Origin of the sequence: Burkholderia sp. BCC0398 (assembly GCF_902833245.1) — a bacterium.
GTDB lineage: Bacteria > Pseudomonadota > Gammaproteobacteria > Burkholderiales > Burkholderiaceae > Burkholderia > Burkholderia sola.
Genome location: NZ_CADFEM010000002.1, coordinates 145,722 through 170,057 on the forward strand (window position 1 = coordinate 145,722; position 24,336 = coordinate 170,057).

Annotated in this window: 22 protein-coding genes; 12 read left to right on the plus strand and 10 right to left on the minus strand. The window is 67.9% G+C overall.

Annotated elements, in window-relative coordinates; all coding sequences use genetic code 11:
• Positions 1–37 precede the first annotated feature (37 nt).
• Together mutL and miaA are read left to right on the plus strand one after the other, a co-directional pair.
• A complete protein-coding gene (gene mutL / locus HWX76_RS04550; protein ID WP_050011755.1) occupies positions 38–2,056 on the plus strand; it encodes a DNA mismatch repair endonuclease MutL in 2,019 nt (672 codons plus the stop codon).
• Positions 2,053–3,027, plus strand: coding sequence for a tRNA (adenosine(37)-N6)-dimethylallyltransferase MiaA (miaA, locus tag HWX76_RS04555; protein WP_176015558.1), 975 nt, complete (start codon positions 2,053–2,055; stop codon positions 3,025–3,027). Before mutL ends, miaA begins: the two co-directional genes overlap by 4 nt.
• Before the next feature lie 4 nt (positions 3,028–3,031).
• Here miaA and tetR read toward each other — a convergent pair whose 3' ends face one another.
• Entirely contained in the window at positions 3,032–3,664 is a 633-nt protein-coding gene (tetR, locus tag HWX76_RS04560; RefSeq protein ID WP_050011757.1) for a tetracycline resistance transcriptional repressor TetR, read from the minus strand.
• Between the two features lie 56 nt (positions 3,665–3,720).
• Here tetR and tet point away from each other — a divergent pair, with 56 nt between their 5' ends.
• Complete coding sequence (tet, locus tag HWX76_RS04565; protein ID WP_204383848.1) at positions 3,721–4,920, plus strand: Tet(A)/Tet(B)/Tet(C) family tetracycline efflux MFS transporter; 1,200 nt, start codon at positions 3,721–3,723, stop codon at positions 4,918–4,920.
• 95 nt (positions 4,921–5,015) lie between these two features.
• On the opposite strand, the gene purM is transcribed toward tet, so the two are convergent.
• Entirely contained in the window at positions 5,016–6,071 is a 1,056-nt protein-coding gene (gene purM, locus HWX76_RS04570) for a phosphoribosylformylglycinamidine cyclo-ligase (protein WP_050011759.1), read from the minus strand.
• A gap of 253 nt (positions 6,072–6,324) precedes the next feature.
• Here purM and hda point away from each other — a divergent pair, with 253 nt between their 5' ends.
• The 6 genes from hda to panB are packed head-to-tail and all read left to right on the plus strand — an operon-like array spanning position 6,325 to position 11,424.
• Positions 6,325–7,059, plus strand: coding sequence for a DnaA regulatory inactivator Hda (gene hda, locus HWX76_RS04575; RefSeq protein WP_034200992.1), 735 nt, complete (start codon positions 6,325–6,327; stop codon positions 7,057–7,059).
• An 11-nt stretch (positions 7,060–7,070) separates the two neighbouring features.
• Entirely contained in the window at positions 7,071–7,748 is a 678-nt protein-coding gene (locus tag HWX76_RS04580) for an HAD family hydrolase (protein WP_050011760.1), read from the plus strand.
• 5 nt (positions 7,749–7,753) lie between these two features.
• Positions 7,754–9,304 carry a polynucleotide adenylyltransferase PcnB gene (gene pcnB, locus HWX76_RS04585; protein WP_050011761.1) on the plus strand — a complete coding sequence of 517 codons (1,551 nt, stop codon included), beginning with the start codon at positions 7,754–7,756 and terminating at the stop codon, positions 9,302–9,304.
• Positions 9,305–9,339: 35 nt separating this feature from the next.
• Positions 9,340–9,882 (plus strand): 2-amino-4-hydroxy-6-hydroxymethyldihydropteridine diphosphokinase, encoded by a 543-nt coding sequence (folK, locus tag HWX76_RS04590; RefSeq protein WP_034187173.1) that lies wholly within the window; start codon positions 9,340–9,342, stop codon positions 9,880–9,882.
• The gene (locus HWX76_RS04595) at positions 9,879–10,565 is read left to right on the plus strand and encodes a deoxynucleoside kinase (RefSeq protein ID WP_050011762.1); all 687 of its coding nucleotides are present in this window, start codon (positions 9,879–9,881) and stop codon (positions 10,563–10,565) included. Before folK ends, HWX76_RS04595 begins: the two co-directional genes overlap by 4 nt.
• A gap of 43 nt (positions 10,566–10,608) precedes the next feature.
• Positions 10,609–11,424: a 3-methyl-2-oxobutanoate hydroxymethyltransferase gene (gene panB, locus HWX76_RS04600; protein WP_089488184.1), complete on the plus strand. Its 816-nt coding sequence runs from the start codon at positions 10,609–10,611 to the stop codon at positions 11,422–11,424.
• 437 nt (positions 11,425–11,861) lie between these two features.
• Here panB and HWX76_RS04605 read toward each other — a convergent pair whose 3' ends face one another.
• The 5 genes from HWX76_RS04605 to grpE form a co-directional block, all read right to left on the minus strand.
• Complete coding sequence (locus HWX76_RS04605) at positions 11,862–13,787, minus strand: bifunctional anthranilate synthase component I family protein/class IV aminotransferase (RefSeq protein ID WP_176015559.1); 1,926 nt, start codon at positions 13,785–13,787, stop codon at positions 11,862–11,864.
• 4 nt (positions 13,788–13,791) lie between these two features.
• Positions 13,792–14,928 (minus strand): molecular chaperone DnaJ, encoded by a 1,137-nt coding sequence (dnaJ, locus tag HWX76_RS04610; protein WP_050011765.1) that lies wholly within the window; start codon positions 14,926–14,928, stop codon positions 13,792–13,794.
• 253 nt (positions 14,929–15,181) lie between these two features.
• Entirely contained in the window at positions 15,182–17,134 is a 1,953-nt protein-coding gene (gene dnaK, locus HWX76_RS04615; protein WP_089488182.1) for a molecular chaperone DnaK, read from the minus strand.
• 161 nt (positions 17,135–17,295) lie between these two features.
• Positions 17,296–17,718 (minus strand): thioredoxin family protein, encoded by a 423-nt coding sequence (locus HWX76_RS04620; RefSeq protein ID WP_089488181.1) that lies wholly within the window; start codon positions 17,716–17,718, stop codon positions 17,296–17,298.
• Between the two features lie 10 nt (positions 17,719–17,728).
• Positions 17,729–18,274, minus strand: coding sequence for a nucleotide exchange factor GrpE (grpE, locus tag HWX76_RS04625; RefSeq protein WP_050011768.1), 546 nt, complete (start codon positions 18,272–18,274; stop codon positions 17,729–17,731).
• A 353-nt stretch (positions 18,275–18,627) separates the two neighbouring features.
• Here grpE and HWX76_RS04630 point away from each other — a divergent pair, with 353 nt between their 5' ends.
• On the plus strand, positions 18,628–18,789 hold the full coding sequence (locus HWX76_RS04630) for a hypothetical protein (protein WP_162838112.1): 162 nt from the start codon (positions 18,628–18,630) through the stop codon (positions 18,787–18,789).
• Here HWX76_RS04630 and HWX76_RS04635 read toward each other — a convergent pair.
• From HWX76_RS04635 to hrcA, 3 genes are all read right to left on the minus strand, one after another.
• Entirely contained in the window at positions 18,761–19,168 is a 408-nt protein-coding gene (locus HWX76_RS04635) for an RNA-binding S4 domain-containing protein (protein WP_043189537.1), read from the minus strand. The two genes, HWX76_RS04630 and HWX76_RS04635, sit on opposite strands and share 29 nt — an antisense overlap.
• Before the next feature lie 135 nt (positions 19,169–19,303).
• A complete protein-coding gene (gene hemH / locus HWX76_RS04640) occupies positions 19,304–20,368 on the minus strand; it encodes a ferrochelatase (protein ID WP_176015560.1) in 1,065 nt (354 codons plus the stop codon).
• A gap of 141 nt (positions 20,369–20,509) precedes the next feature.
• Positions 20,510–21,532, minus strand: a complete 1,023-nt coding sequence (hrcA, locus tag HWX76_RS04645; protein ID WP_011544637.1) for a heat-inducible transcriptional repressor HrcA — start codon at positions 21,530–21,532, stop codon at positions 20,510–20,512.
• 131 nt (positions 21,533–21,663) lie between these two features.
• Here hrcA and HWX76_RS04650 point away from each other — a divergent pair, with 131 nt between their 5' ends.
• Positions 21,664–22,566, plus strand: coding sequence for an NAD kinase (locus HWX76_RS04650; protein WP_050011770.1), 903 nt, complete (start codon positions 21,664–21,666; stop codon positions 22,564–22,566).
• Between the two features lie 19 nt (positions 22,567–22,585).
• Entirely contained in the window at positions 22,586–24,235 is a 1,650-nt protein-coding gene (gene recN / locus HWX76_RS04655; protein ID WP_176015561.1) for a DNA repair protein RecN, read from the plus strand.
• The last annotated feature ends 101 nt before the right edge of the window (positions 24,236–24,336 follow it).

Below are 24,336 nucleotides of genomic sequence, written 5' to 3' on the forward strand. Positions count from 1 at the left end.
CCCCGGCATGCGTTCGCGGCCTCGCTATAATTCGGCCATGTCCGATATCACCGAAACGGCCGCGGGCGCCGCGCCCGCCCCCGCCGCGCGCCCGCTGCGCGCGATCCAGCCCCTGCCCGACCAGCTGATCAGCCAGATCGCCGCCGGCGAGGTCGTCGAACGCCCGGCGTCGGTCGTCAAGGAACTGCTCGAGAACGCAATGGATGCCGGCGCAACGACGCTGCGCATCGTGCTGGAAGAAGGCGGCGTCAAGCGCATCTCGATCACCGACGACGGCTGCGGGATTCCGCCGGACGAACTGGCGCTCGCGCTGATGCGCCACGCGACCAGCAAGATCCGCTCGCTCGAGGAGCTCGAGGCGGTCGCGACGCTCGGTTTTCGCGGCGAAGCGCTCGCGTCGATCGCGTCGGTCGCCGAGATGTCGATCACGAGCCGGACGGCCGATGCCGCGCACGCGATGAAGATCGACGCGCAGACGGGCGTGCTGTCGCCCGCCGCCGGCTCGATCGGCACGACGATCGAGGTGCGCGAGCTGTACTTCAACACGCCCGCGCGACGCAAGTTCCTGAAGAGCGAGCAGACCGAATTCGGCCACTGCCTGGAAATGATCCGCCGCGCGGCGCTCGCGCGGCCGGACGTCGCGATCTCGGTGCTGCACAACGGCAAGGCCGTCGAGCACTGGAATGCGACCGAGCCCGCACAGCGCGTCGCGAAGATCCTCGGCGACAGCTTCGCGACCGCGCACCTGCCGCTCGACGAGCAGGCCGGCCCGCTCGCCGTGTACGGCTGCGCCGGCTTGCCGACCGCGAGCCGCGGGCGCGCCGACCAGCAGTATTTCTTCGTGAACGGCCGCTTCGTGCGCGACAAGCTGCTGACGCACGCGGTGCGTGCGGCCTACGAGGACGTGCTGCACGGCGACCGCTATCCGTCGTACGTGCTGTTCCTCGACCTGCCGCCCGAAGCCGTCGACGTGAACGTGCATCCGTCGAAGATCGAAGTGCGGTTCCGCGATTCGCGCTCGATCCACCAGTACGTGTTCCATGCGGTCCAGCGGGCGCTCGCGCGCCATGCGGGCGCGTCGCCGGAAACCACGGCGGGCGGCCATGCCGCGCATCTCGAACCCGCGCCGCGCGGGCCGTCGTCGTTCCTCGACACGCCGCTCGGCCAAAGCCCGGGCCACGCGACAGGCGGCAGCGGCGGAATCGGCGGCAGCGGCTTCTCGTCGTCGTCATCGTCATCGTCATCGTCGTCCGGCAACACGTGGATGCGTCAGGCGCGGATGACGCAAGGCACGCTGCCCGTCGCGCAGCCGCTCGCGCTCTACGACGCGCTGTTCGGCCGCAAGGACAGCGGCGCGGGCACGCCGGACGGCACGACGCTCATCGCCCGCGATGCGGCCGATCCGGCCGACACACCGGTCGCGCCGCTGCCGGGCTTCGCCGCGTCGCCGCTCGCGGCCGGCGCGCACGACGACCAGCCGCTCGGCTTCGCGCTCGGCCAGATCCACGGGATCTACGTGCTGGCACAGAACGCATACGGCCTCGTGATCGTCGACATGCACGCGGCGCACGAGCGGATCCTGTACGAGCAGTTCAAGAACGCGCTCGCCGACCGCACGGTCGCCGTGCAGTCGCTGCTGCTGCCGATCTCGATGACGGCCACGCCGGTCGAGATCGGCACGGTCGAGGAAGAACGCGACACGCTCGAATCGCTCGGCTTCGACCTTGCGGTGCTGTCGCCGACGACGCTCGCGATCCGCGCGGTGCCGGCGCTGCTGAAGGACGCCGACCTGCAGTCGCTGGCGCGCGCGGTGCTCGCCGACCTGCACGCGTTCGGCGGCTCGCGCGTGCTCACCGAGCGCCAGCACGAACTGCTCGGCACGCTCGCGTGCCATCACGCGGTGCGCGCGAACCGGCGCCTGACGCTCGACGAAATGAACGCGCTGCTGCGCCAGATGGAGGCGACCGAGCGCGCGGACCAGTGCAATCACGGCCGGCCGACCTGGTATCAGCTCACGCTGAACGATCTCGACCGTCTCTTCATGCGCGGGCAATGAGCGCTGCTTCGCCCTCCCGTCCGACGACGATCGCCTGCCTGCTCGGCCCCACCGCTTCGGGGAAGACCGCCGCGGCGCTGGCGCTCGCCGCGCGCCGCCCGATCGAGATCGTCAGCGTCGATTCGGCGCTCGTCTACCGCGACATGGATATCGGTACCGCGAAACCGTCGCGCGACGAGCGCGCGCGCGTGCCGCATCACCTGATCGACATCATCGACCCGGCCGACGCGTATTCGGCTGCGGAATTCCGCGCGGACACGCTGCGCCTGATCGGCGAGATCGTCGCGCGCGGCCGCACGCCGTTGCTCGCGGGCGGCACGATGCTGTACTACAGGGCGCTGACGCAAGGGCTCAACGACCTGCCGGGCGCCGATCCGGAGGTCCGCGCGGCACTCGACGCCGACGCCGCGCGCGATGGCTGGCCCGCGCTGCACGCGCGGCTCGCGCAGGTCGACCCCGACACGGCCGCGCGGCTTGCGCCGAACGATTCGCAGCGGATCCAGCGTGCGCTCGAAATCTTCATGTTGAGCGGGCAGCCGATGTCGGCGCTGCTCGCCGCGCCGCGCCGCACGGACGATGCGGCCGCCGCATACCGCTTCGTGCCGGTCGCGCTCGAGCCGTCGGACCGCGCGGTACTGCACGCGCGGATCGCGCAGCGCTTCGACGCGATGCTCGACGCGGGCTTCATCGACGAAGTCGAACGGCTGCGCCGCCGCGACGATCTCCATCCCGACCTGCCGTCGATGCGTTGCGTCGGCTACCGGCAAGCATGGGAATTCCTCGACGGCGACACCGACTACCGGACGATGCGCGACAAGGGCATCTTCGCGACACGTCAGCTTTGCAAGCGCCAGATCACGTGGCTGCGCGCGATGCCGGAGCGGATCGTCGTCGATTGCATCGCGCCGGATTCGACGGCCCGCGCGCTCGACGCGCTTGAACGCGTCCTGGACGGTCGCACGCCGGGCTGACCACTCAGCCGGCCTGACGCGCCGCCAGGCGCGCGCGGGCGCCGTCGACGATCCACGCGATACCGCGCTCGAACGCTTCGTCGTCGCTGCGCTCGCGCAGCGCGGCCCAGCCTTTCGCGAACAACGGATACTCGGCCGCATCCGGCAGCGGCGCATCGGCACCTGCCCCCGGCCCCGCCTGCTCTTCCAGCACCCATCCGACCACGAAGCGGCCGATCGCGACCATCACGTCGACCGCCTCGTCCGGCGCGAACCCCGCGTCGCCCAGCAGCGCGACCTTGCGTTCGATCGAGCTGAAATGCAGCGCGCGCGGCCGCGTGCCGGCGTGCAGGCGCGCGCCGTCGCGGTAGGCCAGCAGCGCGCGGCGGAAACTGCGCGCATTCTCCGCGAGCCACGCATCCCACACGTCGCCCGGCCGCGGCAGCGACGCGCCGTGACGCTCGAGCATGATCGCCTCGGCCATCGCGTCGAGCAGCTCGGCCTTGTTCCTGAAATGCCAGTACAGCGTCGGCGACTGCACGCCGAGCCGTTCGGCGAGCCGCCGCGTCGACAGCCCGTCGATCCCCACCTCATTCAGCAAATCGAGCGCCGCGCGCAATACCGTGTCGCGCGTCAGCCGCGCGCCTGTGTCCTTCATCTCTATCACCGATAGGGAAACTGTGGAATACTTCGCACTCTATCATCGATAGAGTGATACCCTTGAATCCGTCCCTTATTGCCATCCTGGCCACGGTCCTGCTCGACGCGATCGGCGTCGGGATCGTGATGCCGATCCTGCCCGGGCTGCTGCGTTCGCTCGCCGCCGCGGGCAGCACCGACACCCACTACGGCATCCTGCTCGCGCTGTACGCGTTCGCGCAGTTCCTGTGTGCGCCGCTGCTCGGCACGCTGAGCGACCGTTTCGGCCGCCGCCCGGTGCTGCTCGCATCGCTCGCGGGCGCCGCGCTCGACTATCTGCTGATGGCGCTCGCGCCGACACTCGCGTGGCTGTACGTCGGCCGGCTGATCGCGGGCATCAGCGGCGCGAACGTCGCGGTCGCGACCGCGTACGTGACCGACGTGACGGCCGAGCCCGACCGCGCACGGCGCTTCGGCCAGCTCGGCGCGATGATGGGCATCGGCTTCATCGCCGGCCCGCTGATCGGCGGGCTGCTCGGCGCGCTGCACCTGCGTGCGCCGTTCGTCGCGGCCGCGTTGCTCAATGCGCTGAATCTCGTGCTCGTATGGCGCGTACTGCCGGAATCGCGGCCGCGTTCGGCCCGCGAAGGCCGGACGGCCAGCGCGCTCAATCCGTTCGCGAGCCTGCGACGGCTGAGCGGTGCGCCCGCGCTCGCGCCGCTGGTCGGCATCTACGTGATCGTCGCGCTGGTGTCGCAGGCGCCCGCGACGCTGTGGATCCTGTACGGCCAGGAACATTTCGGCTGGTCGACGCCGGTCGCGGGGCTGTCGCTCGCCGGTTACGGCGCGTGCCACGCGCTCGCTCAGGCATTCGCGATCGGGCCGCTGATCGCGCGGCTCGGCGAGCGGCGCGCGCTCGCGTTGGGTCTTGCAGGCGATGCGCTCGGGCTGGCCGTCATCGCGTTCGCGACCGCCACATGGGTGCCGTTCGCGCTGCTGCCACTGTTCGCGGCCGGCGGCATGACGCTGCCGGCGTTGCAGGCGATGCTCGCGCGGCAGGTCGACGATGCACGCCAGGGCGAACTGCAGGGCACGCTGGCGAGCGTGGCGAGCCTGATCGGCGTCGCGGGGCCGCTGGTCGTCACCGCGACCTACGCGGCGACGCGTGCGACGTGGCCGGGCCTCGTGTGGGCCGCGGCCGCGCTGCTGTACCTGTTCGTGCCGCCGTTGCTGGCCGGCGCGCGGCCGGCGAGCGCGCCGCGAGCGTCCGCGTAAGCGTCGACGCGCGTCCGACCGCCACGCGGCGCCCGAAAAAAAACCGCCCGGATCGACTCCGGGCGGCTTTTCCTACTGCATCTGCCTGCGGTGCGTCAGACCACGACCGTCTGTGCCTCGCCTTCGCGGGTCGCCCGCACGGTGCCGATCTTCCACACCTGTTCGCCGGCGGCGGTCAGGTCGGCGATCGCTGCGTCGGCATCGGCCGCCGAGACGATCACGGCCATCCCGATCCCGCAGTTGAACACGCGGTGCATTTCCGCGTCGGCGACGCCGCCGTGCTCCTGCAGCCACTTGAACAGCGGCGGCAACGGCCATGCGTTCTGGTCGAGCTCGGCGGTGAGGCCTTCGCGCAGCACGCGCGGGATGTTCTCGACGAGGCCGCCACCGGTGATGTGCGCCATGCCCTTCACCGACAGCTTCTGCATCAGCGCGAGCAGCGGCTTCACGTAGATGCGCGTCGGCGCCATCAGCGTATCGGCCAGCGAGCGGCCGTGGAAATCGGCCGACAGGTCCGGATTCGCGCGCTCGATGATCTTGCGCACGAGCGAGAAGCCGTTCGAGTGGATGCCGCTCGATGCGAGGCCCAGCACCACGTCGCCTTCGGCGATCGTGCTGCCGTCGATGATCTTGCTCTTCTCGACCGCGCCGACCGCGAAGCCGGCCAGGTCGTATTCGCCGTCCGGGTACATGCCCGGCATTTCGGCCGTTTCACCGCCGATCAGCGCGCAGCCCGACAGTTCGCAGCCGTGCGCGATGCCCTTGACGACGGTGGCGGCCGTATCGACGTCGAGCTTGCCGCATGCGAAGTAGTCGAGGAAGAACAGCGGCTCGGCGCCCTGCACGAGGATGTCGTTCACGCTCATCGCGACGAGATCCTGGCCGACGGTGTCGTGTTTGTTCAGATGAAAGGCCAGCTTGAGCTTGGTGCCAACGCCGTCGGTGCCCGACACGAGCACGGGCTCCTGGTACTTCTTCGGCACTTCGAACAGCGCGCCGAACCCGCCGATGCCGCCGAGCACGCCGTCGCGCAGGGTTTTCTTCGCAAAAGGCTTGATCTTGTCGATGAGCGCGTCGCCTGCGTCGATGTCGACACCTGCGTCGCGATAGGACAGACCTTGAGCGTCGGGAGCGGATTTCGGAGGATTCATGGGGGAATGCGAGAAGGTCGGTAAAATGCGATTTTACCCGAAGCCGGCCCGTTGGCCGGAATTCCCAGCACCGAATCGTCAGGGATTGCATCTTGGTCGACACGTCCCCGTTTTCATCGCCGGGCGAAGCGCGCCGAAACCCGCGCCGCGCCGCCGTGCGTACGGTCGCGCGTGAAGCCAGCCGAGGCGCCTTCCCCCGCGCGTGCCCGGCGTACGGCACGCGTTTTTTCAACCGATCCGCATTGTGACTGCTGTGTCCCGTCAACTGACGCTCGATCTCGGCACGCCGCCGCCCGCCACGTTCGACAACTTCATCATGAACGAGGAGAACGACGAGCTCGTCTCGCGCCTGCAGAAGCTCGATCTCGCGCTCGCGGCCGGCCCTGTGCCGGACCGGTCGTTCTATATCTGGGGCGAGCCCGGCAGCGGCCGCACCCATCTGCTGCAGGCGCTCGTGAGCGACGCATCGTACGGCTATGCGCGCTACCTGACGCCGCAGAGCCCGCTCGGCGCCTTCACGTTCGACCCGCGCATCGGCATCTACGCGATCGACGACTGCGACCGGATGAGCGACACGCAGCAGGTCGCGCTGTTCAACCTGTTCAACGAAGTGCGCGCGCATCCGTCGAGCGCGTTCGTCGCGGCGGGCCCGGCGGCGCCGCTCGCGCTCGACGTGCGCGAGGATCTGCGCACGCGCCTCGGGTGGGGGCTCGTGTTCCATCTGTCGCCGCCGTCCGACGCAGGCAAGATCGCAGTGCTCAAGCTCGCCGCGAAGGAACGCGGGATCGCGCTCACCGACGACATCGCCGCGTACCTGCTGACCCATTTCCGCCGCGACATGCCGAGCCTGATGGCGTTGCTCGACGCGCTCGACCGCTTCTCGCTCGAGCAGAAACGCGCGGTCACGCTGCCGCTGCTGCGCCGGATGCTCGCGCGTCCCGGCGACGACATCACACCACCGGGCACGGGCCCGAACCGCTTCGAGTAAAATGCGCTTCCATGACTAATCTGGCACTCTTTGACCTCGATCACACGCTGATCCCGACCGATAGCGACCACGAATGGGGTCGCTTCATGGTGAAGCTCGGCATCGTCGACGCGGAAAGCTTCTCGCGTCAGAACGACCAGTTCTTCGCCGACTACAAGGCCGGCCAGCTCGACATCCATGCGTACCTGTGCGCGATGCTCACGCCGCTCGCGAAGTATTCGCGCGCGCAACTCGCCGAATGGCACGAGCAGTACATGCACGAGGTGATCCGCCCCGCGATGACGCCCGCTGCGCTCGAACTGGTACGCAAGCACCTCGATGCGGGCGACCTGTGCTGCGTCGTGACCGCGACCAACGCATTCATCACGCGCCCGATCGCGACCGCGTTCGGCGTCGACACGCTGATCGCGTGCGAGGTCGAAACGACCGACGGGCATCCCGATTCGCCGTACACGGGCCGACCGACCGGCACGCCGAGCTATCGCGAAGGCAAGATCGTGCGCACCGAAGCATGGCTCGCGTCGCTCGGCAAGCACTGGGACGACTTCGAACACAGCTACTTCTACAGCGACTCGCACAACGACATCCCGCTGCTCGAGAAAGTCACCGACCCGATCGCGACCAACCCTGACGACACGCTGCGTGCGCATGCAAGCACCCGCGGCTGGCGTATCCTCGATCTCTTCTGAACGTCGTGATCAAAAAATTCATTCGAAAGCTGCTCGGCCAGGACGAAACCGAGCAAACGTCCCCCGCGGCGGCCCCGGCCGACGAAGCGGCCCCTGCTGCCCCGCGCGCGCCGAAGGGCGCCCGCGGCGGCGGCGCGAAGAAACCGCGCAGCAACCATGAGCCGACCGTCGTGCCGGCCAGCGTGCACGGTATCAACCCGGCGCTGATCTCGAAGAACGCGGTGCGCGTGACCGACACGCTGCAGCAGGCGGGTTTCCGCGCGTTCATCGTCGGCGGCGCGGTGCGCGACCTGCTGCTCGGCATCGCGCCGAAAGACTTCGACGTCGCGACCGACGCGACGCCGACCGAGGTGCAGCGCCTGTTCCGCCGCGCGCGCCTGATCGGCCGCCGCTTCCAGATCGTCCACGTGCAGTTCGGCCAGGAACTGATCGAGGTCTCGACGTTCCGCGCGCTGGTCGACGCACCGCCCGAGGCGGCCGCGGCGGCGGCCACGGCCGAGCCGCCGAGGCGCCTGAAGCGCGACGAACTCGATCGCCGCACGCACGCGGTCGATGCGAGCGGCCGCGTGCTGCGCGACAACGTGTGGGGCGAGCAGCACGAGGACGCCGCGCGCCGCGACTTCACGATCAACGCGATGTACTACGACCCGTCGACGCAGACGGTGCTCGACTATCACGACGGGATGGCCGACGTACGCGCCCGCCTGCTGCGGATGATCGGCGATCCGGCCACGCGCTTTCGCGAGGATCCGGTGCGGATGCTGCGCGTCGTGCGCTTCGCGGCGAAGCTCGATTTCGAGATCGAGCCGCATACGCGCGAGCCGATCCACGCGCTCGCCGACCTGATCAACAACGTGCCCGCCGCGCGCCTGTTCGACGAAATGCTGAAGCTGCTGCTGTCGGGCCACGCGCTCGCGTGCCTGCAGCGGCTGCGCAAGGAAGGGCTGCACCACGGACTGCTGCCGCTGCTCGACGTCGTGCTCGAACAGCCGCAGGGCGAGAAGTTCATCACGCTCGCGCTGAACAACACCGACGCGCGCGTGCGCGCCGGCAAACCGGTGTCGCCGGGCTTCCTGTTCGCGACGCTGCTGTGGCACGACATGCGCCAGCGCTTCGAGCAATACACGGCGGCGGGCGAAATCCCGGTGCCGGCGCTCCATCGCGCGATGGACGACGTGCTCGACATGCAGACCGAGAAACTTGCGATCCACAAGCGCTACTCGGCCGACATGCGCGAGATCTGGGGCCTGCAGCTGCGCCTGGAGAAACGCTCGGGCCGCAGCGCGATGCGGCTGCTGGAACACCAAAGGTTTAGAGCGGGGTATGATTTCCTCCTGTTACGCTGCGAATCCGGCGAGCTCGAGACGGAAGTCGGACAGTGGTGGACGGATTTCATCGAAGGCGACGCGGCCGCTCGCGAGGCATTGCTCACGCAGGGCGGCTCGAAGGAAAAATCGCCCCGCAAGCGGCGCCGCCGCGGCGGTGCGCGAAACCGCCAGCAGGGCGAAGGTGCCGCCGAGCAGGCGCCAGATACCGCGAGCGGTTCCGACGACTGACGCGCGCGCCGGCGAACGACGTAGGAAGTGATGCCATGACGGTTGCATATATCGGACTGGGGGCGAATCTCGGCGATGCGCGCCAGACCCTGAAGGACGCGGTGGTGTGCCTCGCGCAGCAGCGCACCATCTCGATCCTCGGCAAATCGAGCCTGTATCGCACGGCGCCGTTCGAAGCGGGCGGCGACGACTACTACAACTGCGTCGTCAAGCTCGACACGACGCTGTCGGCCCGCGAGCTGCTCGCGCTCTGCCAGAAGATCGAACATCACTTCGGCCGCGAGCGCCCGTATCGCAATGCGCCGCGCACGCTCGACCTCGACATCCTGCTGTTCGGCGCCGATTCGATCGACGAACCCGACCTGATCGTCCCGCACCCGCGCCTCACCGACCGCGCGTTCGCGCTCGTGCCGCTCGTCGAGATCGAGCCGGCGCTCGACATCCCCGCGCGCGGCCGTGCCGACGCCTTTCTCGCCGCCGTCGCGGATCAGCGCGTCGAAAAGGTGCAAACCTGCCAGTGCCCGATGCAAAAGGCGCTCGCTGCCGGCGAAGACGCCGACAAGACCCGCTGCCGATGAACTCGACTCCGCTGACCGTCACCGCGCCCGACCTGCGCGCCCCGCACCGCTATCTCGTGATCGAAGGCCCGATCGGCGTCGGCAAGACGACGCTCGCGCGGCTGCTCGGCGAGCGCTGGTCGATGCAGACGCTGCTCGAGCGCCCGCAGGACAACCCGTTCCTCGAACGCTTCTATCGCGACACCGCGCGCTACGCGTTGCCCGTCCAGCTGTCGTTCGCGCTGCAGCGCGCGCAGCAGGCGCGCGAGCTGATCGGTGCGCTCGACACGGGCCGCCCCGTCATCGCCGATTTCATGCCGCAGAAGAACGACATCTTCGCGCGGCTGAACCTGCCGGAAGACGAGTGGCAGCTGTATCGCTCGGTCGCCACGCACGTCGACGTGCCGCAGGCGCCGTCGCCCGATCTCGTCGTCTATCTGCAGGCCAGCCCCGAAGTGCTGTTCTCGCGCATCCAGAAGCGCGGGACGCCGATGGAGCTGCAGATCAGCGACGCGTACCTGCGCTCGCTCGTCGACGCGTACAACGAATTCTTCTACCACTACGACCGCACGCCGGTGCTGACGGTCGCAGCCGAACACCTGAACCCGCTGGATTCCCCCGAAGATCTCGCCCTGCTGGTCGAGCGCATCGAGACGATGCGCGGCCGCAAGGAATTCTTCGTCAAGGGCGAGACGACGCGCTGACGCGTCCTCGCCTGTCGTTTCTCACCACCGACCCGGATTTCCCATGACCTATCTCCAGGAATCGAGCCGGCCTGCCGTGACGGTCCCCAAGCTGCAGGCAATGCGCGACGCCGGCGAGAAGATCGCGATGCTCACGTGCTACGACGCGAGCTTTTCCGCGCTGCTCGATCGCGCCGGCACCGACGTGCTGCTGATCGGCGATTCGCTCGGCAACGTGCTGCAGGGCCACTCGACCACGCTGCCCGTGTCGATCGACGACATCGCGTACCACACCGCCTGTGTCGCCCGGGCGCAGCCGCGCGCGCTCGTCGTCGCCGATCTGCCGTTCGGCACGTACGGGACGCCGGCCGACGCGTTCGCGAACGCGGTCAAGCTGATGCGCGCGGGCGCGCAAATGGTCAAGCTCGAAGGCGGCGAATGGCTCGCCGATACGATCCGCTTCCTCGTCGAACGCTCGGTGCCCGTGTGCGCGCACCTCGGCCTCACGCCGCAGTCGGTGCATGCGTTCGGCGGCTTCAAGGTGCAGGGCAAGACCGAAGCCGGCGCCGCGCAATTGCTGCGCGACGCGCGCGCGATCGAGGATGCCGGTGCGCAGCTCGTCGTGCTCGAAGCGGTACCGACGCTCGTCGCGGCCGAAGTCACGCACATGCTGAAGATCCCGACGATCGGCATCGGCGCCGGCGCCGACTGCTCGGGGCAGGTGCTCGTGCTGCACGACATGCTCGGCGTGTTTCCCGGCAAGCGGCCGCGCTTCGTGAAGGATTTCATGCACGGGCAGCCGACCATTCAGGCGGCCGTCGAAGCCTATGTGAGCGCGGTGAAGGATCGGTCGTTTCCGGGCCCGGAACACTCGTTCTGAGTGGGCCGGCAGCGCCATGGCGCACTGCCGGCGTTCGCTGCAGCACACTCGCTGAGCTGACCGGCAATGCAGTACGCCGTTTCTCGTACTGCATGACCGGACAACGCGTATTTTATAACTCGTCCTATTTCTACACGCCTTCGTCGCGGCGACCATCGAACCTTCGTCAATCGAAGGAGCGGCAAAAGATGGCTCATGTGTATGAAAAGGCGGCTGAACTCGTCGGGCCAAAGCTGGCAGGCGATGGTGAGGGCGTCGCGCTGGTCACGATCTATACTTCCGTCGGCCCTACCGCCATCTGGCGACCGAAAAAAAGCAGGCGGCGACCGGAGTATCCGCGTCGGAACCGTCATTGCAACTTTCGAGAACGACCGCTACCCGAGCCGATCACGCCGTCGTGCAAAGCTGGCAATGTACGCCGCAGAAGTAATTCGCGTTCAGGCCGGTGCGCAGCCGTGAATCAGCCGCGCTGCCATCGGCCCGCGCAACGCATTGCAGATCATCAGCTCGTCGGCGTTCAGCACATCGTCGAGCGTCAGCACACGCTCTTTGGCGCCTACTGCCGGATCGTCGAGTAGCACACCGCGCATCACGCCCGGCAGCACGCCGCACGACAACGGTGGCGTCACCCACACACCATTTAGTTTCACGAACACGTTCGAGCGCCCGCCTTCCGTCACCTCGCCACGCTCGTTGACGAACAGCATGTCGAACCCGCCGAGCGCCTCCGCCGCCTGCCACGCGCGGTCGTATTCGGCGCGGCGCGTGGTCTTGTGCAGCAGCAGCGCGTCGTCGGTGCGCGTCGGCGCGAAGCCATGCTCGGCTGCCAGCAGCACGCCGACCGGCCCCGCCGGCAGCGGCTTGAGCGGCGCCGCGATGATCTCGATCGTGCCGTCCTTCGCCAGCGCGAGCTTCATCCGGTACGCGCCGTCGCCGTCGAGCGCCGCGCAGCGTGCGTCGATCTCCCGGCGTAGCGCGTCAGCGTCGAAACGGAAGCCGAATGCGTCCGTGCTGCGTTGCAGCCGCGCGAGATGGCGATCGAGATGGCGGATGCCGTCCGTTCGCGTGGCAGCCGTCGTTTCGAACAACTGGAAGCCGGGGTCGGCGTCCGTCAGGAATCGTGCTTTCAATTGGCACTCCGCATATTCGTCGGCCGCGACGCTGTCGAGCACGATGCCCGCGCCGACGCCCATCGTGCCGCGTCGCCGGCCGGCTGCCGCGGTGGTGGTACCCGTGCCGTCCGTGTCATTGCTAGCGCCGTCCGCATCCAGCGTCAGCGTCCGAATCGCGACCGACAGGCAGAAATCGCCGCAACCGGCCGCGCCGTCGGGCGTTGCATCGCCCGCGTCTTCCTTCGGCGCATCGAGCCAGCCGATCGCGCCGGTATAGAGCCCGCGCGGCGTCGACTCGATCGCGTCGATCAACTGCATCGTCTTGTACTTCGGCGCGCCCGTGATCGATCCACAAGGGAACAGCGCGCGCAGCATCTGCGCGAACGTCGTGCCGTCGCGCCAGCCGGCCTCGACCGTCGACGTCATCTGCCACACCGACGCATACGGCTCGACCGAGAACAGCGCCGGCACCTTGACGCTGCCCGTGCGCGCGATCCGCGACACGTCGTTGCGCAGCAGGTCGACGATCATCACGTTTTCCGCGCGGTTCTTCGGATCGTTCGCGAGGAACGCGGCGGCGGCCGCATCTTCGCGCGGATCGGCCGAACGCGGTGCGGTGCCCTTCATCGGCCGCGCACGCAGTACATCGCCGTGCTTCTCGACGAACAGCTCCGGCGAGCACGATACGACCCATGCGCCGTCGGGCAGCGCGATCAGCGCGCCGTACCGCACCGGCTGGCGCGCGCGCAGCCGCCGGTACAGCGCGAGCGGCGTGCCGAACACATCGAAATTCAGCCGGTACGTGTAATTGACCTGATACGAATCGCCCGCACGCAGCGCGTCGTGCACCGCGGCGATCGCCGCGTCGAACGCATCGCGCGACACGCTCTTCGCGACATGCGCGACGCCCGCGATCGACGGCGTACCGCCGCCGTCCTGCTGCACGAGCCACGCGTCGACTTCGTCGCGCGACAGGCGCTCGCAGCGCGCATACAGCAAAAAGCGCAGCGGGGCATCGCCCGGCTGCGCTCGTTGCAGGTTGCGTCCGAATTCGTAATCGCCGACGACGACCGCATGCAGCCCGTCGCGCAGATCCTGCGCCACCGCCGCATCGATCGCGTCGAGCTGCGCCGGGTCCGTGCACACGCGTTCGTGCACGAAGCCCGAATACAAACGACTCGACCGCGCGGACGCGGTCGAGTCGCAATCGTCCAAGAGCGCGAACGACGCGCTCTCGTTGCCTTCAGTCATGCCATTACTCGAAGAAGCTCTTCACACGGTCGAACCAGCTCTTGCTCTGCGGGCTGTGACGCGCGCCGCCCTCGGCCAGCGACTTCTCGAACTGCTTGAGCAGGTCGCGCTGGGTGTCGGTCAGCTTCACGGGCGTCTCGACCTGCACGTGCACGTACAGATCGCCCGCGATGCTCGAGCGCAGCCCCTTGATGCCCTTGCCGCGCAGGCGGAACGTCTTGCCCGACTGCGTGCCTTCCGGCACCGGGAACGACGCACGGCCGGCCAGCGTCGGCACCTCGATCTCGCCGCCGAGTGCGGCGGTCGTGAACGGGATCGGCATCTGGCAGTGGAGATCGTCGCCGTCGCGCTCGAACACCGAGTGCGGTTTGATGTGGATCTCGACGTACAGGTCGCCCGGCGGCCCGCCGTTGATGCCCGGCTCGCCGTTGCCGGCCGAGCGGATCCGCATCCCGTCGTCGATCCCGGCCGGGATCTTCACTTCGAGCGTCTTGGTTTCCTTCACCTTGCCCGACCCGTGGCAATGCGCGCACGGCTCGGGGATGTAGGTACCCGTGCCATGGCACTTCGGGCAGGTCTGCTGGATGCTGAAAAAACCCTGCGACATGCGCACCGTGCCTTGGCCGTGACAGGTCGGGCAGGTTTCCGGCTTCGTGCCGGGCTTCGCGCCCGACCCGTGGCAGACTTCGCACGACACCCAGCTCGGCACGCGAATCTGCGTGTCGTAGCCGTGCGCGGCCTGCTCGAGCGTGATTTCCATGCTGTAGCGCAGGTCGGCACCGCGATACACCTGCGGGCCGCCGCGGCCGCCGCGCGCGGCGCCGCCCGCGGCTTGGCCAAAGATGTCGCCGAAGATGTCGCCGAACGCATCCGCGAAGCCGCCGAAGCCCTGTGCACCCGCACCGCCCATGTTCGGATCGACGCCCGCGTGGCCGTACTGGTCGTACGCGGCCCGCTTCTGACCATCCGACAGCATTTCATAGGCTTCCTTCGCCTCCTTGAAATGCTCTTCCGCATCCTTGCTGTCCGGATTGCGGTCAGGGTGGTACTTCATCGCAAGCTTGCGATATGCCTTCTTGATTTCGTCGTCGCTCGCATTCTTCGCGACGCCCAGAACCTCGTAGTAATCCCGTTTCGCCATATCGATTCACTGTGCCGCCACGCATCGCGCACGCGGCGGCTCCTTTCGCCCGCAGTAAAGTCTCTCGACTCGTCTGGCGCTGCACCGTCCGCGGACGGCTCGCGCAGCACCCGCCAAAAAACAAATGTGCCCGGAGGGCCGCGAAGCCCGCCAGGCGTGGAGTCGATCCGGCCATCCGGAAGGAAAGACAGACCGCTGTTCAGCCGCGCCGCGCGCGTGTCGCGCGCGGCGTGCGGTGCCATGGCAACCCGGCTTAGTCTTTCTTCACTTCCTTGAACTCGGCGTCGACGACGTCGTCGGCAGCCTGTTGCGCACCACCCGCATGAGCCGCGCCTTCCGTCGCACCGGCCGCGCCGGCCGCACCCGCCTGCTGGGCCTGCATGTCGGCGTACATCTTCTCGCCGAGCTTCTGCGAGACCTTGCCGAGCTCCTCGACCTTCGCGTCGAGCGCCGCCTTGTCGGCCGACGTGTCCTTCAGCGCGTCCTCGAGCGACTTCAGCGCCGCTTCGATCGCTTCCTTCTCGCCCGCATCCAGCTTGTCGCCGTACTCGGTCAGCGCCTTCTTCGTGCTGTGGACCAGCGCGTCGCCCTGGTTGCGCGAATCGGCCAGCTCGCGCAGCTTGTGGTCTTCCGCTGCGTTCGCTTCCGCGTCCTTGATCATCTGGTCGATTTCAGCCTCGGACAGGCCCGAGTTCGCCTTGATCGTGATCTTGTTTTCCTTGCCGGTCGCCTTGTCCTTCGCGCCGACGTGCAGGATGCCGTTCGCGTCGATGTCGAAGGTCACTTCGATCTGCGGCACGCCGCGCGGTGCCGGCGGGATGCCTTCGAGGTTGAACTCGCCGAGCAGCTTGTTGCCCGCCGCCATTTCGCGTTCGCCCTGGAACACCTTGATCGTCACGGCGCCCTGGTTGTCGTCCGCCGTCGAATACACTTGCGCGTGCTTCGTCGGGATCGTGGTGTTCTTGTTGATCATCTTCGTCATCACGCCGCCGAGCGTCTCGATACCGAGCGACAGCGGGGTCACGTCGAGCAGCAGCACGTCCTTGCGGTCGCCCGACAGCACCTGGCCCTGGATCGCCGCGCCGACCGCGACGGCTTCGTCCGGGTTCACGTCACGGCGCGGATCCTTGCCGAAGAACTCCTTCACCTTCTCCATGACCTTCGGCATGCGCGTCTGGCCGCCGACCAGGATCACGTCGTCGATGTCCGACACCTTGACGCCTGCGTCCTTGATCGCGATGCGGCACGGTTCGATCGTGCGCTCGACGAGGTCTTCCACCAGCGCTTCCAGCTTCGCGCGGGTGATCTTCAGGTTCAAGTGCTTCGGACCCGACGCGTCCGCCGTGATGTACGGCAGGTTGATTTCGGTCTGCTGGCCCGACGACAGCTCGATCTTCGCCTTTTCGGCGGCTTCCTTCAGGCGCTGCAGCGCGAGCACGTCCTTCGACAGGTCGACGCCCTGCTCCTTCTTGAACTCGCCGATGATGTAATCGATGATGCGCTGGTCGAAGTCTTCGCCGCCGAGGAACGTGTCGCCGTTGGTCGACAGCACTTCGAACTGCATTTCGCCGTCGACGTCCGCGATCTCGATGATCGACACGTCGAACGTGCCGCCGCCGAGGTCATACACGGCGATCTTGCGGTCGCCCTTCTCGACCTTGTCGAGACCGAACGCGAGTGCGGCCGCCGTCGGCTCGTTGATGATCCGCTTGACTTCGAGGCCCGCGATGCGACCGGCGTCCTTGGTCGCCTGGCGCTGGCTGTCGTTGAAGTACGCCGGCACCGTGATCACGGCTTCCGTGACCGGCTCGCCGAGGTAGTCTTCGGCCGTCTTCTTCATCTTGCGCAGCACTTCGGCCGACACCTGCGGCGGCGCGAGCTTTTCGCCGTGCGCTTCGACCCATGCATCGCCGTTGTCGGCCTTGATGATCGAGTACGGCATCAGGCCGATGTCCTTCTGGACTTCCTTCTCTTCGAAGCGGCGGCCGATCAGGCGCTTCACCGCGAACAGCGTGTTCTTCGGGTTGGTCACCGACTGACGCTTGGCCGGCGCGCCGACCAGCACTTCGTTGTCGTCCATGTACGCGATGATCGACGGCGTGGTGCGCGTGCCTTCCGAGTTCTCGATGACCTTGACCTGGTTGCCTTCCATGATCGCGACGCACGAGTTCGTGGTGCCGAGGTCAATACCGATGATCTTTCCCATTTTTTCCTAATCTCCAGAAATGCTTGTTTGCTGCACGAAACCCCGCGTTTTGGGCGGTTTCGCACGCCAGAATTCAACTCTGTTCCCGAAATGCGTCCGTCCGATCCGTTTTCAAGACCCGACGAGCGATGCGGATATTAAATTTTTTCAATCGCCGCCGGCTAGCGGATCGCACCCGACGGATCGCCGCCCGACGGATCGCCGCCCGACACGATCTTCGCGCGTGCCGCCGCGACGGCCGCCTGGAACTGGGCGAGGCCATGCCAGCCCGTCGCGCGGCCCAGCCGCTTGCCGCGATGGAAGAAGAACCACGTCGGCACGCCGTGCAATCCGAAGCGGCGCCCCAGCTGATGATGTTCGTACACGTTGCAATGGAACCACTTCAGGTCCAGCGCGAGGATCGCGTCGGGCTGCGCGAGCATCGCCTTCTTCGCGATCTCGCAGTTGAAGCAGTCGACGCCCCAGAAGAACACCACGGCCAGCGCATCGCCCGCGCCGTCGATGGCCGCGTCGAACGTGCCGGCGTCGAGCGCCTGCATGTCGAACGCGTCGAACGCGGCCGGATCGACGCCGGCGGGCACCATCTCCGCTGCCTTACTTCGGCTGCGCGACGGTGACGAGCGCCGGGCGCAGCACGCGGTCGGCGATCATGTAGCCCTTTTGCAGCACCGTGACGACGGTGTTCGGCTCCTGCTCGGCCGGCACCATCGAAATGGCCTGGTGCTGATGCGGATCGAACTTCTCGCCGACCGGGTTGATCGCGACGACGCGGCCCTTCTCGAGCGCGCTCGTCAGCTGGCGCAGCGTCAGCTCGACGCCTTCGCGCACCTTCGCGATGTCGCCGGAGGTGTCGCCGACGGCCGCTTCCAGGCTGTCCAGCACGGGCAGCAGGTGTTCCGCGAAGCTTTCGATCGCGAACTTGTGCGCCTTCGACACGTCGTCCTGCGCGCGGCGGCGCACGTTCTCGGTCTCGGCCTTCGCCCGCAGGAAGCTTTCCTGAAGCTCGGCGACCTTGGCTTGAGCCTCCGCGAGCGCCGCGTCGGCAGCTTCGGCGGCGGGTGCGGCGCCTTGCGCCGCCTGCTTCTCGCTGCCGATGTCTTCGGCCGATTGGGTAGCCGGATTCTCTTGCGTGTTTTCCATGTCGCTGAAAGTCGATTAGAGGTTGAAGCCAAATCGGCGACCGCCGGACGTATACCCGGCGGCACCGCACATTACTGGTGCAAATAAGGGCGAAAACTACGGTTTCAAGAGGGTCATTCGCCAGCATTCGCCAATGCCGCGAAACAACCGGGCGTTTTCCGGGTGCAGGCGTCGCATAGTCCGCCGGATCGGGCGAAACGGCCTGTAACAACGCTTACCCGGCAAGTACTAGCTCCGCACAGGCCGGCTGCACTACACTCCATTCAAGCGTCGGAAAGCGTGTTTACCCCTAGCTGACCGTCGCGTGACATCCACCTGGCGCCGTTTTCACCCTTGTTCTCGAGGGGAGTACCGTGAAACTGACCTTTGCGATATCGGTGGTCGCGCTGGTACTCATCGCCGGCACCACCACCATCTGCCTGTCGGGAGCCGTCACCGATCGCACGACCGAATACGGAAGCGCGCGGGCGACGTTCGACCAGATGTTCAGCTCCCACCAGAGAATCTGTCGATGATGCGCCGGTCGCGTTTCGTCGGCCGGCCGTGCAGTTCGGCCGCCGGCTCGCGATACGTGCGGCGCCGCTCCAGTTCGGCAAGCCGCGCGGCCCGTCCCGCTTCCGTCTCCGCGTAGAGCGTCTGCGCGACGCTCGCGGGCCCGCGCACGTCGCACACGCCCAGCACGGCAATGTGCCAGACGATGCCGTCGATCGCAATCTCGACCTCGTCGCCCACCCGCACGTCCTTCGCCGGCTTCACCGCCGCGCCGCCGATCTTCACGTGTCCCTTGTCGACCGCATCGGTCGCGAGCGAGCGCGTCTTGAAGAACCGGGCCGCCCACAGCCATTTGTCGATGCGCAGCTTCGCGCCCGGCTCCGTGGAAATCTTGTAGTTCATGTCGGCCTCCGCCGGGTCGCCCCAAGGAGGGCGTAGCAGGGAATTCGCCGGGCATCGGTCTGCGCCTGCGTAGCCGGCCGGCTTATCGCCCCGTCGGAAAGCAGCGAACGTAGCGAGCGTGGGGATCGTTCCATCTCAGCCTACCGTTTCGGGCTGCGCGGCCTTGACCGGCCAGCCCTGCAGATTCTCCGCGACGATTTCGCCGAGCGCGCCGATCCACGCCGACGTGCCGTTCAAGCACGGAATCCGGTGGAAGGTCTTGCCGCCGCCGGCGAGGAATTCGTCGCGCACTTCCATGCCGATTTCCTCGATCGTCTCCAGGCAATCGGCCGTGAAGCCGGGACAGAACACGTCGGCCCGCCGCACGCCGGCCTCGCCGAACTCGCGCAGCGTCGGCGCGGTGTACGGCTGCAGCCATTCGGCCTTGCCGAAGCGCGACTGGAACGTGATGCGGCATTCGGTGCCCGACAGCCCGAGCGCGGCCATCAGCAACGCGCCCGTCTGCTGGCACTGCTCGTGATACGGGTCGCCGAGATCGAGCGTGCGCTTCGGCACGCCGTGGAAACTCAGCACGAGTTTGTCGCCGGCCGCGAAATCGGGCCGGCCGTGTTGCGTCCAGTACTGCCGAACCTGCTCGGCCAGCGCGTGGATATAGGCCGGATGGTCGGCGTAGTGCCGCACCGTGCGCACTTCCGGCTGATTGCGCATGCGCGCGAGCGCGGCGAACGCGGCATCGAACGCGGTGGCCGTGGTCGACGCCGAGTATTGCGGATACATCGGCATCAGCAGCACGCGCTCGACGCCCGCGCGCTTGAACTGCGCGAGCGCGTGCGCAAGGTTCGGGCTGCCGTAGCGCATCGCGTAGTCGACCATCACGTGATAGCCGTTCGACACGAGCAGGTGCCGCACGCTGTCGGTCTGGCGCTCGGTATACACGCGCAGCGGCGAACCCTCGGGCATCCAGACGGCCGCGTATTTCTTCGCGGACGCACGGCCGCGCAGCGGCAGGATCACCGTGCGCAGCAGCACCTGCCAGACGGCCTGCGGGATTTCGACGACCCGCGGATCCGACAGGAATTCGGCCAGGTAGCGCCGCACCGCGCGCGGCGTGGGCGCGTCGGGCGTGCCGAGATTGATCAGCAGCACACCGACGCGATGGGCGGCCGCGACGCTCGAAGGCGGCTCAAGATCGAAACGCATGGGCAAGAACGTGCTCGGGGCACGGGACCGGACGGCCCTCAATTATAGCGGGCCGTCCCGCTCGGGTCGGCTGGCCGTTCGGCCGACTGGCGGCGCGCACGGCGCCTCGGCACGATGGCGGGACGGCGTCGGCTGCCGCAGCTACTGCTGGCTCAGCGTGAGCGACAGCAGCCGCGCGGTGATGTCGACGATCGGAATCACGCGGTTGTACGCCATCCGGGTCGGGCCGATCACGCCGAGCGTGCCGACGATCTGCCCGTTCACCTCGTACGGCGCGGTGACGACGCTCATTTCCTCGATCGGCACGAGCGTCGATTCGCCGCCGATGAAGATCTGCACGCCCTGGGCGTGGCTCGACACGTCGAGCAACTGCAGGAGGCCCGTCTTTTGGTCGAATACGTCGAACAGCTTGCGCAGCCGCGCCATGTCGGACGAAAGATCCGCCACTTCGAGCAGGTTGCGCTCGCCGGAAATCAGCACGGTGTCCTCGGTGTCGGGCACCTCGGTACTGGCCGTCACGGCCGCGTGCATCAGCGTCGTCATGTCGCCGCGCAGCTGGTCGATCTCGTCGCGCAGGCGGCGGCGCACCTCGTCGAACGACAGGCCGGCGAAATGCGCGTTGATGTAGTTGGACGCCTCGGTCAGCTGCGACGGCGAATAGTCGCGCGGCGTCGCGAGCATGCGGTTCTGCACGTCGCCCTCGGGCGTGACGATGATCAGCAGGATGCGCTTGTCGGACAGGCGCATGAACTCGATCTGCTTGAACACGTGACTGCGGCGCGGCGTCAGCACGACGCCCGCGAACTGCGACAGGTTCGACAGCACGCTCGCGGCGGCGGCGACCACCCGCTGCTGCGGTTCGCCCGCCTGCAGCGTGTTCTGCACCTGGCGCGCGACGGCCTCGGCGTCGATCGGCGCCTCGACCGTCAGCATCGTATCGACGAACAGCCGGTAGCCGCGCGGCGTCGGCACGCGGCCGGCCGACGTGTGCGGGCTCGACACGAGGCCGAGCTCCTCCAGGTCGGACATCACGTTGCGGATCGTCGCCGGGCTCAGCTCGAGCCCGGAGTAACGGGACAACGTGCGCGAGCCGACCGGCTGACCGTCGGCGATATACCGTTCGATCAGGGTTTTCAGGAGGGTTCGTGCGCGAGGATCTAGCATGGTGGAAAATTTTAGCGCAACCGCGCCACCGCGGCGAGTGGCGTCAACTACCGTTGCGCGGGCCGGCCCGATCCGGCCCCGTCGGCGTACAGCCGGTTCTTTTCGTCCACGAGCTATGGTGTAATGCCGGCATGAAAACCGGTAATCAGTTCAGTACTGTCGCGCTCGTCGGCCGGAGCAACACGCCCGGCATCGCCGAACCGCTCGCCACGCTGGCGGACAGCATCGCCAGGCTCGGCTTCGAGGTCGTCTTCGAAGGCGATACCGCGCGCGAAATCGGCATCGCCGGCTACCCGGCGCTCACCCCGGCCGAAATTGGGGCGCGAGCGGACGTGGCGATCGTGCTCGGCGGCGACGGCACGATGCTCGGCATCGGCCGCCAGCTCGCGCCATACCGGACCCCGCTGATCGGGATCAACCACGGCCGGCTCGGCTTCATCACCGACATCGCGGCATCCGACATGCACGCGCTCGTCCCCGTGCTGCTGGCCGGCAAGTTCGAGCGCGAGGAGCGCTCGCTGCTCGAGGCGCGGATCATGCGCGACGGCGAACCGATCTACCACGCGCTCGCGTTCAACGACGTCGTCGTGAACCGCAGCGGCTTCTCCGGGATGGTCGAGCTGCGCGCGTCGGTCGACGGCCGCTATATGTACAACCAGCGTTCGGACGGCCTGATCGTCGCGACGCCCACCGGCTCGACCGCGTATGCGCTGTCGTCGGCCGGCCCGATCCTCCATCCGCAGCTGGCGGGCATCGTGCTCGTGCCGATCGCGCCGCACGCGCTGTCGAACCGGCCGATCGTGCTGCCCGACGATTCGAAGATCGCGATCCAGATCGTCGGCGGCCGCGACGTCAACGTGAACTTCGACATGCAGTCGTTCACGTCGCTCGAACTGAACGACACGATCGAGGTGCGCCGCTCGAAGCACACGGTGCCGTTCCTGCACCCGATCGGCTATAGCTACTTCACGACGCTGCGCAAGAAGCTGCACTGGAACGAACACGCATCGAACGAAGACGACAAGGCGTCCTGACGCCGCTGCCCCCGACACCATGCTCCGCCACCTCTCGATCCGCGACTTCGTCATCGTCGCCGCGCTCGATCTCGAATTCGACAGCGGCTTTTCCGTCTTTTCCGGCGAAACCGGCGCCGGCAAATCGATCCTGATCGACGCGCTGGCCCTCGCGCTCGGCGAACGCGCCGACGCGAGCGTCGTGCGCACCGGCTGCGGCCGCGCCGACATCACCGCCGAATTCACGCCGCACGACCGCGTCGCGCGCTGGCTCGACGAACACGCGTTCGACGCCGAGGACACCGTGATGCTGCGCCGCGTGATCGACGCGAACGGCCGTTCGCGTGCCTTCATCAACGGCACCAGCGCGACGCTCGCGCAACTGCGCGAACTCGGCGAGATGCTCGTCGACATCCACGGCCAGCACGCGCACCAGCTGCTGATGCGGCCCGACGCGCAGCGCGAGCTGTTCGACACGCACGCGGGGCTCGTCGCCGATGCCGCGAACGTCGCGCGCGCGTGGCGCGTGTGGCGCGACGCGACGCAGGCGATCGACGCCGCGAAGGCGCACGAGCGCGAACTGCAGCTCGAACGCGAAAAGCTCGCGTGGCAGCTCGCCGAACTCGACAAGCTCGCGCCGCAAGCCGGCGAATGGGACGAAGTCAGCAACGAACACAAGCGCCTGTCGCATTCGGCGAACCTGATCGAAGGCGTGCGCGGCGCGCTCAACGCGCTGTCCGAATCCGACGACGCGATGCTCGCGCAGCTCGGCGCGATCGTGTCGAAACTGCGCAGCCTGGCCGACTACGACACCGCGCTCGGCGATGCGCTCGCGTCGCTGGAGCCGGCCGAGATCCAGTTGCAGGAAGCCGTCTATTCGCTGTCGCACTATGCGCAGCGCGTCGATCTCGACCCGGAGCGGCTCGCGCAGGTCGAAACCCGGCTCGACGCGCTGCACTCGACCGCCCGCAAGTTCCGGCTGCCGCCCGACACGCTTCATGAGGAGCATGCGGCCCGCCGCGCGCAGCTCGCCGCGCTCGACGCGGCCGCCGATCTCGGCGCGCTCGAAGCCGCGCAGGCGCAGGCGCGGGAAGCCTATCTCGCCGACGCCAAACGCCTGTCGAAGGCGCGCGCGCAGGCCGCCAAGGCGCTCGGCACGGCCGTCACGGCCGGCATGCAGGAACTGTCGATGGCGGGCGGCAGCTTCGAAGTCGCGCTCGTGCCGCTCGCCGACGGCGGCCCGCACGGGCTCGAGCAGGTCGAATTCCGCGTGGCCGGGCACCCGGGCGTGCCGCTGCGGCCGCTCGCGAAAGTCGCGTCGGGCGGCGAACTCGCACGGATCAGCCTCGCGCTCGCGGTGATCGCCAGCGCGGCGAGCCCGACGCCGACGCTGATCTTCGACGAAGTCGATACGGGGATCGGCGGCGGCGTCGCCGAAGTGGTCGGGCGCCTGCTGCACCAGCTCGGGCGCGAGCGGCAGGTGTTGTGCGTGACGCACCTGCCGCAGGTCGCCGCGCGCGGCGACCATCATTTCCAGGTGGCGAAGGGCGCCGACGAGCGCGGCGGCACCGTGTCGTCGGTCGTCCCGCTCGACAAGGCGAGCCGCGTCGAGGAAGTCGCGCGGATGCTCGGCGGGCTCGAAATCACGGCCACCACGCGCAAGCACGCGAAGGAAATGCTGGCGGCCTGACCGGCTCGCAAGCGTGCGGCCCGCCGAAGCGGCGCGCGGCGTCCGCGCGACGCCGCGCTGCTGCCCGTTGCCGCGGCAGGCGGCGCAGGGCGGCGTATGAC